The sequence below is a fragment of the Salicibibacter cibi genome (assembly GCF_016495865.1).
Classification (GTDB): Bacteria; Bacillota; Bacilli; order Bacillales; family Marinococcaceae; genus Salicibibacter; species Salicibibacter cibi.
On record NZ_CP054706.1, the window covers coordinates 263,523 to 276,547 of the forward strand.

Consider the following 13,025-nt stretch of genomic DNA (forward strand, 5'->3'; position numbering starts at 1 on the left):
TTAATACTGAATGTTGTGGTGAAGTGACTTTCAATTCATTTTTACACTCCGTATGGTATGTTTTCTTCCACTCAATTCACACATTCTGAGCCGGGGTAAACAAAAAGGGCGACATGACGGTGTCCTTTTTGTTTCATTAGTGATTTCGAAAAACCCACTTGTAATTCTTCTCAATATATGTAAAATAGGTTTTTGAGTAGGAGGGTTGATTACGGTGAAAAATATAATTACGTATGTGGTAATGGTAACAACTGTATTTTTATTATCAGCTTGCTCTGAAGAAACGGAAGAATCTGATAGTTTAAGTTATCAGGAAAAAGAGTCAGCGCAAGCAGTTGAAGAACAAAAAGAGAAATTAAAGGATGTTGAAAATCAACCAGAACAAGAATCAGAGGATTATGATCCTAGTATAGACAAAAATAATATTGAGAACCCCGCCATCTCTTATTTTGTGAGAGATAATCACATGGATATGACGGCTTATGATTCCTATGGATATGATGATGAAAATTACACATTGGGAAGATTAGAAGATGATGTTCATAGGGATTTGGATTGTGAACCAGTACAAGACCGAGAGAGAATGGTTGAGGACTGCATTCCTGATTTAATGGATATCGTAGATAATGACAACTTAAAAAAAGATTTTGAAGACATTAAGGCATTGACATTGGATTTAAAAGATAACATTGATAATGATGAAAAAAGGGATGAGTTGGTTAAAGAATTGAGAGATATGTACCGTGACATTGATTATTACCTAAGAGATAATGACAATTTTGATCCGCCCAATGTCACCAATTACGCGGAAGAACAATCCTGAACTTTATGGTGGGATTGGATCATGTCTTAGAAAAAAAGGCTGAAATCGTAAAGATCGAAGACGCATTGAGACATTCAACGTCATCTGGTTTCAAAACTTCCTTTACCTTTGTAGCATTTGATGCATCAATATTGAATGGTAAGCGTCAATGCTCTGAACTATGATAGGGATTGCTGAACAACTTACATATATTAGTTGAAGCCGGGATGCCGCTTCCATGGCTTCGCTTTCCGCAGACGAACGGTCAAGCCTCCTCGCGCAAAACCGGCGCTGCGGGGTCTTGACGCGTCCGTTTTTCCGTTGGAGTCTCGCCATTGCAGCTTCATCCCTCCTTACGTTGCCAGAAGTGCAAGGGTTTTTTTGCTTATAGGATGGATTTCCTTGCATCCAGCTTTGACAACAGCAACGGAAAATGCTTATGTGTCAGTCTTTTTCCGTTATTCAGCAGTCCCTATGATAAAATAGATATACAATAAACAGCTTATCCAGGGGTGATTGCTCACCGTTCGCACAGAACACAAAAAAGCCAGCTAACCTGAGGTCAAGGATAAATTGGTCAAGAAAAATAAAAAGCTGACTGTTGTAACTTTACAAACAGCTGTGGTATGTACAAATGCTAAGAAATAAAAATAATAACGAGGAGGTGGATGAATTGCCCTCGAGGCAGGATGGTTCAAATTCAACACCTAAAAGTGATGAAGATCTTCAGAAGGCTACAGTTGGAGAACGTAAACCTCACAATGCGCCCATCACCCTCCATGAATATGATTCCCGGTGGCCAGAGCTATTTGAACGAGAGGCCAATCGGATACGTTCTGTACTTGGCAACACGGCCTTGCAAGTGGAACATGTTGGCTCAACGTCAGTGCCGGGATTGTGTGCCAAGCCAATTATAGATATTTTATTAGTTGTAAATGACACTGCTGACGAGGCGACCTATGTATCGGACTTGGAGGAAGCAGGCTACACGCTACGTATTCGGGAACCCGAGTGGTTTGAGCACCGTATGTTCAAAGGTCCCGGTACAGATATTCATTTACACGTATTTAGCAAAGGTGTATCTGAAGTTCAAAGAATGTTGAGATTTCGGGATTAGCTTCGAGCTAATGCGTCTGATCGAGATCAATATGCATCTGTCAAACGTCGTCTGTCTCAGCGTGAATGGCGACATGTACAGCACTATGCGGATGCCAAAGATTCAGTCGTCCAGGAAATCATGGAGCGAGCAGAGGGGTTTGTCGCTGATGAGCAATAGGACTAATGAAGAAATACCAAAGGAAGCATTTGACGCATTAAAAATTGCGGAGAATGTATTCGGAAGCAAGTTAGTTGGTGTGTCTCTTTATGGTTCGGCAGTAAGCGGCGGGTTACGCATCAATAGTGATGTCGATGTCCTCGTTGTCGTGAATCAGCGATTATCTGAAGCTACTCGAAGAAAACTAATAGAACGCTTAATACCGATATCGGGAAAAATAGGAAATGAAAAGGGGATACGGTACCTTGAATTAATCGTTATTAATGAAGAAGATAACGTACCTTGGCAATATCCACCAAGGAAGGAATTGGTCTATGGAGAATGGCTTAGGTCTGAATTTGAGGATGGTCAAATTCCAGAACCAACGGTTGATCCTGATTTAGCTATTGTTTTAGCACAAGCACGAGAGCATAGCGTTTCACTTTTTGGGTCTGATCTGTCAACGATACTTGACCCCATTCCGATCACAGATATTCAAAAAGCAATAGAGGCGTCTTTGCCAGAGTTAATTGATGATATTAAGGGTGACGAACGTAATGTGCTATTAACGCTCGCTCGCATGTGGCAAACAATGGCTGAAGGTACAATTTCTCCAAAAGATGTGGCTGCACAATGGGCGATCCCTAAGTTACCGAAGCAACAATTGGAAGTGCTCGATATCGCTAGAAAAGCTTATCTTGGCGAGTATGATGATGATTGGGACGGAATGGAAGCCGAAGTCATGTCGTTGGTCAGTCATATGAAAGAGAAAATAGAGGCTTATTTTAGTACCTGAGCCACGATCTTCCTCGAAGCGCATTAATGGCATAAGCAGAATATGTCTTGACCTAAAAAAGCATTACTAAAGAAGCTTCCAATATGTCAAAATAAATGTAATAAATTTATGAATGAAGGAGTGTGAATCATTTTGGAAAATGAAAAGAGAGGTCATTACAATGAGTAATACGCCTTTTGTAAATATTCAAATTGATGATGAAGCAGGCACACGCACGCTACTTTAATGCTAGAAATGAACGAACATGTAAAAATCGTTCAGCAACGTTTAGGGCACGTTAAAGCTGAAACCACGATGGACATTTATTCACACGTCCGCCCACAGGTGCATCAAGATTCTGCGGAACGTTTCTCGAACTTCTTTAATGCGTGAAAAGGTAAGGGTAAGCGGGTCATGTCGTCACTGTCTCGTCACTGCGATTGCAAATGTCACCAGAGCAAAACGGCTGTAACCGTTGGCATAACTGGAGCTTCCTGCCGGACTCGAACCGGCGACCTCATCCTTACCATGGATGCGCTCTACCTACTGAGCTAAGGAAGCGTGGCTCCACAGGCCGGATTCGAACCAGCGACCTACCGGTTAACAGCCGGTTGCTCTACCACTGAGCTACTGTGGAATATGTATTATATCGTTGGTCACGGATAGTATATTATCATATTGTCCTGCTTGTAGCAAGTGACATAAACAGCCGCTTTTCTATTGTTTCAGGAGATGGTTTGGTTTATACATTTTTGGTCTCCCCTGATAACGCAGATTTCAACTTTAGGATTATTTATAATTTTATAATTGCTCCTTTCCTGTTATAATAATAAAAATAGCCTTTTCTTTAGAAGTAATGTTATTTTATATAATGAATGAATATTCAATCACCGAGGAGGGATCGATGATGCAGGTGTATAAACGGATCGATGAGTTAACATATGAAGGTATTGCGATCCTCCAAATGAATGAACGTTCCATTGCTAAGGAATGGGAGCAATTGCTTCGTCGCCAAATTATTAAAGAGGGGCAAGTAATGCAATGGAATGAAGAAATATTGAAGTCACATCTGGAAACGATGATAAAATGCCTGAAATCTCAATTATTTTTAGGTGAAAAAAAGGATATTGAAGAAGATATCTATGGAAAAATGATCTTAAATGAAGTAAAAATGGCGTGGCGCGCAGAGGACATTCACATTGATAAACATGAAATTACTTTTATTTGTCATTTATTGGAGAATGCTACCCATAAAGCCATACATACACCGGACGGTTCCGGAATTACATTCCGAAATCATCAGGCGGTTCATCATTTTTTTACAGTGCTGAGCCAATATTTGACGCCTTACCGTTTAGATGCAATAAATTTGAAATCGTATGTAAATTATTTGTTTTCACTTCCCGAGTTTTCCGTGCAATTTATCGTGAGTGCTCGCACGGAAAACTCCATTTTTCAGGTGAAAGATGTCATGGAGAAACACGGGGACTCCATGGATCCTGGATGGCTAAACATGTTGCAAAGTATTCGGACGGAATCAATCGAACTTTTAAAAAAAGCCGTATTACGTTTGATGGGGAGTGAGGATGAAGCAACTGGAAAACATGTATTTATCACACAAGAAATCCGAAATGAACTGCTTTTGTTTTACGTTCCCCAAAAGAATATTTCACGTACAAAATGGTTTTTAAAGCTTGCTTTCCATATGTACGAAGACATTCGGGAGGCCGCTTCCAATGCTGAAAATCAAATAAATTGGAATGCATTGGTGGCTCTTTTCTTTGAATGGGTGATGCGAGGGCGGCGGTTGGAAGATGCCTTTGAGCACATTGCCTCCGGGTACGTGCGTTACTTGCCATTTGAACGTTGTGCGCTTTTTTTATATTTGCCGAAGGAAAAAAAGGGTGTTGGCATGACGGGATATAATCTGAACGTCGAGGAGATCAAGAATATCACGGAGCATTTCTCGAGTTCCTCTGCGGTTCGGGAATTTTTGAATAAGATGCGAACGTACCGCCCCATTTTTATCGATGATGCATCTGATGCCCTTCCGGAGTACTATATCAACAAATTTAAACTGAATTCTTTGGTCGTGTCTCCCATTTATTCACTGTCGAAAAAAGAATACATAGGGGCTGTCTTTTTGGATCAAGGGGAAGGACAGGAATTTTCGGTTAACGATGAATTGATGAATGTGTTGGTGAAAATGGGCCACCATGTCGGGGAGATGTTGATGCAATATCAAGACTCTCAGTACGATAATTTACAAAATACAATTTCATCTCGCCTCTCGCCGCGAGAGATTGAGGTGATGAATTTTGTCAAAAACGGGAGATCCATCAGCGAAATTTCCATTGCTTTGCATCTCAGCCAATACACCGTAAGAGATTATATTTCCAGCTCCATAAAAAAAGTGAATGGGAGGAACCGTACTCACGCCGTAGCCATCGCTATTCAACAAGGGTTTATCTAGGGATTGCTGAACAACTTGCAGCTATCAGCTGAAGCCGGGATGCCGCTTCCATGGCTTCGCTTTCCGCGGACGAACGGCAAAATCTCCTCGCGCAAAACCGGCGCTGCGGGGGCTTGACGCGTCCGTTTTTCCGCTGGAGGCTCGCCATTGCAGCACTGTCCCTCCGTACGTTGTCAGAAGTGCAAGGGTTTTTTTGTTTATAGGATAGATTTCCTTGCATCCAGTTTCGACAACACCAACGGAAAATGCTTATGTGCCAGTCTTTTTCTGTTATTAAACAATCTCCATCTAAAGAGAAGAAAGCGGAAGGGGTATAGTTCCCTTTCCGCTTTCAATTGTTTTCTCCTGTGTGGCTTGGCAAGGTGACAACCATTGTTCCGGGCCCCACAGATATTCCTTCTGAATTTTCCGACCACATTTCCAGTTCGAGAAAATGATCGGTTCCTTCTTGCCATTTCTTCTTGACCCGTCCTCCTGTGGAAACTGTGTCTCCAACAGTGTTAAAGCGTTTCATCCGAAATCCTTTCAAATTTCTGATTGTTCCTGCCAGGCCAATGTATGCGCGGGCGGTCTTCTCCCACATGCCTTGCAGAAAAATATTATTTGCGTACATTTCCGGTGCTCCGGTTTCACGGGCATACTCCGAATTATGGTGAATGGAATTGAAATCGCGGTTTGCGCCGGCTTCCATAACGAGCCTGTAAGCTGTAAGCGGAAAGTCAACAGCTGGGATTTTATCCCCTTCAGAAACATCTTCCCAATAGCGTGGTTTCATTATTATGCCTCCATTTTCGTTGTATGCGGATTGTACTTATAGGTTCCGATGCGCATCTTTGCTACTTCTTCCCCGTGTTGGTTGCAAATGCTTGATTCCCAAACCAAAAATGCCCCGCGTCCCACTGTTGTTTCTTTAGGAACACACGAAAGCAATACATTCCCGTTGTTGCAGAGCCAATCTCCGACTTTAACCGGTTGTAAATAATCGAACTCGATATCCGTGGCAAAAAAGCCAGCCGTTTGCGGTTCCAAATCTGTTTGCACTCCTCCTACAGGATTGTGGGCAGGTTGTGCATTTCGTTCGGAACTGGTAAATATCTTTTCTCCTGGATTCCAATGAGCAGAGATGGTCCATGTTAACAGGCTGCTGTATGGAGCGATCACATCCGAGTAACCATATTCATCGGCGACGGTTTTATCATAATGAAGGGGGCAGTCAAATTCCAAAGGTTCAAGAAATCGACGAATTGCCCCTTTTTCCACCGGATCTGCTCCCCATATTTTTTCTCCGTCACTAAAATCCTTCCCAATCGCGTTCATCATTGGCTGCCAATCTTTTTTCCAACCCTCCATAGTAGTGCTCCTTTCTAACAAGTTCTTCCCCCTTTAATCATGCAACGTTTATGCCAAATCAAAGAAAAAACTCTGATTTTTCTTTGATCCCGTATTTTTTTAACTTTTGGTATAAGGTTGAGCGGCTGATCCCAAGTGCTTTGGCGGCAATTGTACGGTTCCCGCCCGCCTGTTTCAGCGCATCCAGAATGGTAACTTTATCGGTTTCTTCCATACGTTTTTTGCGGTTTGCTTTTACGGGAATATGTTCGTTTGCTACATGTAAGCTGGAATGCTCTGTTGGGGTCGGATCTTTGGCGTCGATAAGAATATGATTGGTTTCGATGCGGTTCGTTTGCGCGTATAAAAAGGCTCTCTCCATCACATTTTCCATTTGGCGGACATTTCCGGGCCAATGATAATTCCGGAGTTTTTCGATTGCTTCGGCGCTTATGTCGGTAATGCCCGGTTTATCAAGTTTCGTTTGCATTTTTTTCATAAAATGGTTCGTCAGCAGCGGAATGTCGTCCAGACGGTCACGAAGGGGCGGGATCTCCAATTGAATGACGTTTATCCGATAGTAAAGGTCTTCCCTGAAGGCGCCTTCTTGAACGAGCTTTCCTATGTCTTTGTTGGACGCAGCAAGGATGCGAACGTCCACTTTTCGGGTTTGGGTATCCCCGATTTTTTCGATTTCTTTTTCCTGGACTGCTCTTAACAATTTGGCTTGCAAAGGTAAAGCCATGTCGCCAATTTCGTCCAGAAACAATGTTCCTTTATCCGCCTGTTCAAATTTTCCCGGGCGCCCGCCTTTTTTTGCTCCTGTAAAAGCCCCGTCCGCGTATCCGAACAGTTCCGATTCAATTAAATTTTCCGGGACGGCTGCGCAATTAATTTTAATGAATGCCCCTTGACGGTTGGATGCAAGGTGGATGCCATTTGCAAGCAATTCTTTCCCGGTCCCGCTTTCACCGTTAATCAATAGGTTGGATAACGAAGGGGCAACCGTTGTTGCATCTGCTTTCAATTGCTCTATCTTTCTGTTATTGGAAATGAGCGGTGTGAATGGATCATTATTTTTATTTAATTCACCGCGATAGTAAGAAATTTCTCGCTCTAATTTCTCTATTTGATTAAATAAATCTTTCCATAAGTGTAAGTGCTGGTAAATAATTTTATAGATAGAACCGATGGTTTTATTGTTTTGTACGATTGGCGTTTGGCTGACGATGGCTTTGTATTGGTTGATTTGAATAATTTCCGCTTCTAATTCACCTTTTCTATTTTTGCTTTGCTGTTTGTGGATTTCGGGAGCTATGTTTTGTAGAGGCTGATGTTCGATTTTGGAAAAAGAAGTGACTCCGTACAGTTCCATGAAACCGTGATTAGCTTTCGTGATGTGGCCGACATGATCGGTAATGATGACTCCGTCGTAGGCAACTGCCAATGCGCTGTCCAGTATTTTTTCAATTCGTTTTGTTGATTCCAATTCATTTGCAATTTTTTCGAGCTCCGTAATGTCTTTTAACACAGCCATGGCTCCGTTAACCTTTCCCCATTCTTGGATGGGGATAATCGAAGCAATCACAATGGTTGCGCTTAAGCTGATTTTTTTAACTTCCGTTCGTTTGCCATGCAGGACGGCGTTCGATAAATCGTCATCTAACGTGGGGAACCATGTTTCCGAGGACTTCCCCACTATTTCGGTATCTTCAAGCCTGAAAAGTTTTTGTGCAGAGGCGTTGATGGCGGTGATGTTTCGTTCGGTATCCACGGAAATAACGGATTCTTGCAAATTATCGACAAGCGATTGCAATCGGGTCATTAAATGGTCCGTGCCGGCAAGTAATCCGTAGATTAAATCTGAAGTGGCCAAAACACCAACGACATCTTCGTTGACATTTAGCACAACTGCATGTCCGACACCTTTCTCCAAAAGGATATCTCTTGCATGGTAAACGCTTTCGTTTTCTTGCAGAGAAATGATGTTTGTTTTGATCGCCGGTTGTATTGTTACATCCATCGAAGTGCTTTCCAATAGGAGACGGTATAGAGAATACTTTGTCACAATTCCAAGAAAATGATGCTGTTCCATGACACAGCCGATATCCTGGCGGTTTTGTAAAAATAGTTCCATCGTTTCACGTGCGGTTGTGTCCGGCTGAAGTTTTACGAACGTTGTCGCTGAGAGTTCTCCAACTTGCACCATGTCACCCCCTTTTAATTAACTAAATATTAAGCCAATGAAGAAATCAAGTCAATACAGTTGTGCGGATGGATAACCAACTGTTTGATTTTCTGAACATAGTTTAGGAGCGCAAGAGACAATTCCCTGCTTTAAAAAGTGGAATAAAAATTGCATTTTTAAAGGGGGAGGGAGGGAACCGATGAGTTACGAAACGATTGTTTATGAAGTTAACGAACATATTGCAACGATCACGCTTAATGTACCGGATAAAAGAAATCCGCTAACGGCCCAGCTCACGACGGAATTGATGGATGCGATGCAACGGGCGGATGAGGATGAAGACGTAAGAGTGATGATCCTCACGGGAGCCGGAAAATCGTTTTCGGCTGGCGGAAACTTGGAGGAATTCAAAAGCAACTTCACAAAGCCGATACCGGAGCTCCATTTTGATGGGAGAAAAAGCACGGAATTATTCAAGATGGGGGAAACGCTCCGAACCCCTCTGATTGCTTCCGTGAACGGTGCGGCACTTGGCGGTGGTACCGGGCTTGTCGCCATGTCTCACATTGCGATCGCTTCAAGAACAGCAAAACTAGGGTTAACCGAACTCAAACTTGGCATCGTGCCTTATGTCATTCTTCCGTGGGTGCGGCGCGCGGTCGGGGATCGAAAAGCGATGGAGATGATGTTAAGTGCCGATATTTTGAGTGCTGACGAGGCAGCGGAACGGAATCTTGTCCACCGTGTCGTTGAACATGAAGATTTGGAAAAAGAAACATGGGAACTGGCACAAAAAGTAGCTTCCAACAGCCCGCTTGCGGCGAGTCTCGCCCTTGATGCTTTTTATACGACAGAACAAATGGACTTGCAGAAATCGTTCGATTATTTGTCAACATTACGCCTCGTGTCCTTTCGCAGCGAAGATTTGAAGGAAGGGGCGACGGCTTTTTTGGAAAAACGAAAACCGGAATGGAAAGGGAAATAAAGGCTGTGCATACCAAAGTGCCAGATTATCTTATGGAAAGAAGGTTGATGACATGGAAATCAAGTCACCAATGGGAGGAAACATGTGGAAAATAGAAGTCAAGGAAGGCGACAAGGTGGAAGTCGGACAGGTTGTTGCCATCCTGGAATCGATGAAGATGGAAATTCCGGTGGAGGCGGAAAAAGACGGAACCGTTAGCAGCATAACGGCCAGCGAAGGTGATTTTATACAGGAAGACGACATCGTTATGAAGATTGAAGAATAACATCGGGGGAGGTGCACACGTCATGAAAACAGTACGGATCGGGGCGGCGCAAGGTTTCTACGGGGATACCATTGAACCTGCGGTCGCTACGGCACAAGCAGGAAATGTTCAATATTTATGTTTTGACGCGCTCGCTGAATTGACGATGTCCATCCTTACGAAGGACAAAGAAAAGGATCCAACTATGGGATATACGAAAGATACGCCGATGAACATGAAATATTTGCTGCCTTTTGTGAATTCAAAAGGGATGAAAATATTGACGAACGCCGGCGGTATCAACCCGGTGGCCGCCGGAGAAGCTGTCATGGCTGTGGCGAAGGAGCTAGGTATTAAAGGGTTAAAAATCGCCGTTATTACCGGGGATAACGTCGTAAACCGCATCGATGAACTGATCGATAATGGCGCTTCCCTCGATCATTTGGAGACGGAAGAAGCGATCGACACGGTGAAGGATGATTTACTCTTCGCAAATGCTTACCTTGGCGCGCGCCCTATCGTTGAAGCGTTGGAACAAGGGGCCGATGTTGTTATCACAGGGCGAACGACGGATACTGCCCAATTTTTAGCCCCTTTGATTTACGAATTTGGCTGGGGCGAAGAAGAATGGGATCACTTGGCTTCCGGCATTTTTATGGGGCATTTGTTGGAATGTTCAGCCCAGTCCACCGGCGGAAATTTCAGTGGCGAATGGTGGAATGTTGAGGGGATGGAGCAGATTGGTTATCCGATCGCGGAGGTTTCGGAAAATGGCGATTTCGTTGTCAGTAAAGTTGAAAACCGCGGCGGGTTGGTAACGGTCGATACGGTCAAGGAACAGATGTTGTATGAAATTCACGATCCGTCCGCGTATGTTACCCCGGATGTGGTCGTTGATTTAACCGATGTGAAGTTGGAAACCATTGCTGAAAATGAAGTGAAGGTGACCGGAACAAAAGGCAAACCGAAACCGGACGAATTGAAAATGGTCGCCGGTTATGAAAACGGATACATGGGGCAAGTGATGATTGGTTATTCGTGGCCCGATGCATTGAACAAGGCGCAAAAAGCAGATGAAATCGTTCGCGCGCAAATGAAGCGGTACGGGTGGGAATATGACGAAATCCGTACGGATTACGTTGGCTATAATTCCCTTCTCGGACCGGTGGCAGAGGAACCGAACGAACCGTTGAATGAAGTGTATTTACGGATGGCGGTGCGGGCGAAAACGAAAAAAGATGCGGCAAAGTTAAGTCGCATGTTCCCGCCTTTAGCTCTGGATGGTCCACCATCGATGGGAGGAGCGGTCGGAAATATCCCCCCTCGTAAGCTTATCGGGATGTGGTCAAGCCTTATCCCGCGTGAGTTAATTGAAAAAGACATCGAAATTCAAATGAATGAAGTTTAAACAAGGAAGGTGAGGCATGTGGAAAGGGAAAATAAAGTGCTTGCAGAAATGGAACGCATCAAACAAGGCGGTCCGGAAAAAAACCATAAAAAAAATAAACAAATCGGTAAACTGTTTGTCAGAGATCGACTTGAACTATTTTTTGATGAAAATAAACCATATTACGAAACAGGATTATTTGCGAATGCGATGAAAGAAAAACTTCCTTCTGACGGCGTTGTCGCCGGCACCGGGAAAATCGATGAACGAAAAGCATTCTTTATCGCCAGTGACTACACCGTAAAAGCCGGATCAATCGGAAAATTCCACGGGGAAAAAATATTACGTATGCAAGAAGCTGCCATTCGCGGTCGAAGGCCGATTCTTTATTTAATTGATTCATCCGGCGGTCGGATCGATGAGTCTGGTGGCTATCATGTCGAAAAATATTCCGGGGGCAAAATTTTCTATAATCACAGCGTGCTTTCCGGGCGCGTTCCGCAAATCGCTGTTATGTATGGTCCGTGTTTTGCCGGTACCGCTTATATGCCGGTGTTCTCCGATTTTAATATCATGGTGAACAAAATAGCGGGGATGGCGATCGCCTCCCCGCGCATGGTGCAGATGGCGACCGGTCAACAGGTGGACGTGGAAGAGTTGGGCGGTGCTAGGATGCACGCGACGAAAAGTGGCTCGGCGGATTTTGTCGTTGAATCCGAAGAGGAGGCAGCAGCGGTTACGAAGCGATTATTGTCTTATCTGCCCGATCATTTTGAAGCGAAGGTGCCGGAACAACCCGCTGTTGAACCAAGCCGTGATTCGCGTGACATTGATGATTTGATCCCGCAAGACCCCAACAAATCGTATGATGTTTTGGAGTTAATTGAATCGATCGTCGACGGCGACAGCTTCATGGAAGTGAAAAAAGAGTACGCAAAAGAACTCGTCGTCGGTTTTGGCCGGCTTGATGGAAAAACAATCGGCGTTGTCGCCAATCAGCCGAAAGTGAAAGGCGGGACTATTTTCCCCGAATCGGCCGACAAAGGGGCAAAATTCGTATGGACGTGCGACGCGTATGACATTCCGTTGCTGTATCTATGCGACACGCCCGGGTTTATGGTCGGTACCAAAGTAGAGCAAGAAGGCATTCTCAGACGCGGACGCAACTTTATTTACGCGAGCTCGAATGCCAATGTTCCGAAGATGTGTGTCATCGTGCGAAAAGCATACGGGGCAGGCATTTACGCGATGGCCGGCCCGGCGTATGAACCGGATACGACGATCGCCCTGCCATCGGCAGAAATTGCCATCATGGGTCCGGAAGCGGCCATCAATGCTGTTTATGCCAACAAATTGCAAGCGATTGAGGATCCGAAAGAGCGGGCGGAAACGATGCAGAAACTCCGCGATGAATACCGTGCCGGTTATGATGTTTATAAGTTATCCGGTGACCTTGTCGTTGATGATTTAATCGTGCCGAGCGAGCTGCGGAATGAACTTATCTCCCGTTACGATACATTTGAAAACAAAGAGTTCCCTCTCCCGAGAAAAAAACATGGTACGATTATTGACTAAAGGGAGTGAAGA

The 13,025-nt window shown here is 44.1% G+C and carries 13 protein-coding genes, 2 tRNA genes and 1 pseudogene; 9 read left to right on the top strand and 7 right to left on the bottom strand.

The annotated features are described in order from the left end of the window. Window positions 1-214: 214 nt before the first annotated feature. The gene (locus tag HUG20_RS01370) at window positions 215-823 is read left to right on the top strand and encodes a hypothetical protein (RefSeq protein ID WP_200087162.1); all 609 of its coding nucleotides are present in this window, start codon (window positions 215-217) and stop codon (window positions 821-823) included. Window positions 824-1,014: 191 nt separating this feature from the next. Here HUG20_RS01370 and HUG20_RS19310 read toward each other — a convergent pair whose 3' ends face one another. Next, window positions 1,015-1,149: a hypothetical protein gene (locus HUG20_RS19310; RefSeq protein ID WP_281392489.1), complete on the bottom strand. Its 135-nt coding sequence runs from the start codon at window positions 1,147-1,149 to the stop codon at window positions 1,015-1,017. A gap of 287 nt (window positions 1,150-1,436) precedes the next feature. Here HUG20_RS19310 and HUG20_RS01375 point away from each other — a divergent pair. From HUG20_RS01375 to HUG20_RS19870, 3 genes and pseudogenes are all read left to right on the top strand, one after another. Beyond that, window positions 1,437-2,078: pseudogene (locus HUG20_RS01375) on the top strand (GrpB family protein). Beyond that, the gene (gene ant(9) / locus HUG20_RS01380) at window positions 2,068-2,853 is read left to right on the top strand and encodes an aminoglycoside nucleotidyltransferase ANT(9) (RefSeq protein ID WP_200087164.1); all 786 of its coding nucleotides are present in this window, start codon (window positions 2,068-2,070) and stop codon (window positions 2,851-2,853) included. The pseudogene HUG20_RS01375 and the gene ant(9) overlap by 11 nt, the downstream one beginning before the upstream one ends. Before the next feature lie 234 nt (window positions 2,854-3,087). After that, window positions 3,088-3,225 carry a hypothetical protein gene (locus HUG20_RS19870; RefSeq protein WP_425504087.1) on the top strand — a complete coding sequence of 46 codons (138 nt, stop codon included), beginning with the start codon at window positions 3,088-3,090 and terminating at the stop codon, window positions 3,223-3,225. Window positions 3,226-3,317: 92 nt separating this feature from the next. Here the strand turns inward: HUG20_RS19870 and HUG20_RS01385 are convergent. Continuing rightward, a tRNA-Thr gene (locus tag HUG20_RS01385) sits at window positions 3,318-3,393 on the bottom strand. A 1-nt stretch (window position 3,394) separates the two neighbouring features. Further along, window positions 3,395-3,469: transfer RNA gene (locus tag HUG20_RS01390), tRNA-Asn, on the bottom strand. A gap of 267 nt (window positions 3,470-3,736) precedes the next feature. On the opposite strand from HUG20_RS01390, the gene HUG20_RS01395 reads away from it, so the two are divergent. After that, window positions 3,737-5,305 (top strand): LuxR C-terminal-related transcriptional regulator, encoded by a 1,569-nt coding sequence (locus HUG20_RS01395; protein WP_200087166.1) that lies wholly within the window; start codon window positions 3,737-3,739, stop codon window positions 5,303-5,305. Between the two features lie 24 nt (window positions 5,306-5,329). Here the strand turns inward: HUG20_RS01395 and HUG20_RS19315 are convergent, their stop codons facing one another. From HUG20_RS19315 to HUG20_RS01410, 4 genes are all read right to left on the bottom strand, one after another. Then, on the bottom strand, window positions 5,330-5,461 hold the full coding sequence (locus HUG20_RS19315; RefSeq protein ID WP_281392490.1) for a hypothetical protein: 132 nt from the start codon (window positions 5,459-5,461) through the stop codon (window positions 5,330-5,332). A 175-nt stretch (window positions 5,462-5,636) separates the two neighbouring features. Further along, on the bottom strand, window positions 5,637-6,080 hold the full coding sequence (locus HUG20_RS01400) for a hotdog family protein (protein ID WP_200087168.1): 444 nt from the start codon (window positions 6,078-6,080) through the stop codon (window positions 5,637-5,639). A 2-nt stretch (window positions 6,081-6,082) separates the two neighbouring features. Beyond that, entirely contained in the window at window positions 6,083-6,655 is a 573-nt protein-coding gene (locus HUG20_RS01405) for an FAS1-like dehydratase domain-containing protein (RefSeq protein ID WP_200087170.1), read from the bottom strand. A 58-nt stretch (window positions 6,656-6,713) separates the two neighbouring features. Then, window positions 6,714-8,840 (bottom strand): sigma-54-dependent Fis family transcriptional regulator, encoded by a 2,127-nt coding sequence (locus HUG20_RS01410; RefSeq protein WP_211199998.1) that lies wholly within the window; start codon window positions 8,838-8,840, stop codon window positions 6,714-6,716. Between the two features lie 181 nt (window positions 8,841-9,021). Here HUG20_RS01410 and HUG20_RS01415 point away from each other — a divergent pair, with 181 nt between their 5' ends. From HUG20_RS01415 to HUG20_RS01430, 4 genes are read left to right on the top strand one after another with little or no spacing between them, the layout of a single operon-like run. Then, window positions 9,022-9,807: an enoyl-CoA hydratase/isomerase family protein gene (locus HUG20_RS01415; protein ID WP_200087180.1), complete on the top strand. Its 786-nt coding sequence runs from the start codon at window positions 9,022-9,024 to the stop codon at window positions 9,805-9,807. A gap of 52 nt (window positions 9,808-9,859) precedes the next feature. Further along, on the top strand, window positions 9,860-10,072 hold the full coding sequence (locus tag HUG20_RS01420) for a biotin/lipoyl-binding carrier protein (RefSeq protein WP_200087182.1): 213 nt from the start codon (window positions 9,860-9,862) through the stop codon (window positions 10,070-10,072). A gap of 22 nt (window positions 10,073-10,094) precedes the next feature. Then, window positions 10,095-11,459: an acyclic terpene utilization AtuA family protein gene (locus HUG20_RS01425; RefSeq protein ID WP_200087184.1), complete on the top strand. Its 1,365-nt coding sequence runs from the start codon at window positions 10,095-10,097 to the stop codon at window positions 11,457-11,459. Window positions 11,460-11,477: 18 nt separating this feature from the next. Continuing rightward, the gene (locus HUG20_RS01430; RefSeq protein ID WP_343073194.1) at window positions 11,478-13,013 is read left to right on the top strand and encodes an acyl-CoA carboxylase subunit beta; all 1,536 of its coding nucleotides are present in this window, start codon (window positions 11,478-11,480) and stop codon (window positions 13,011-13,013) included. Window positions 13,014-13,025 lie beyond the last annotated feature (12 nt).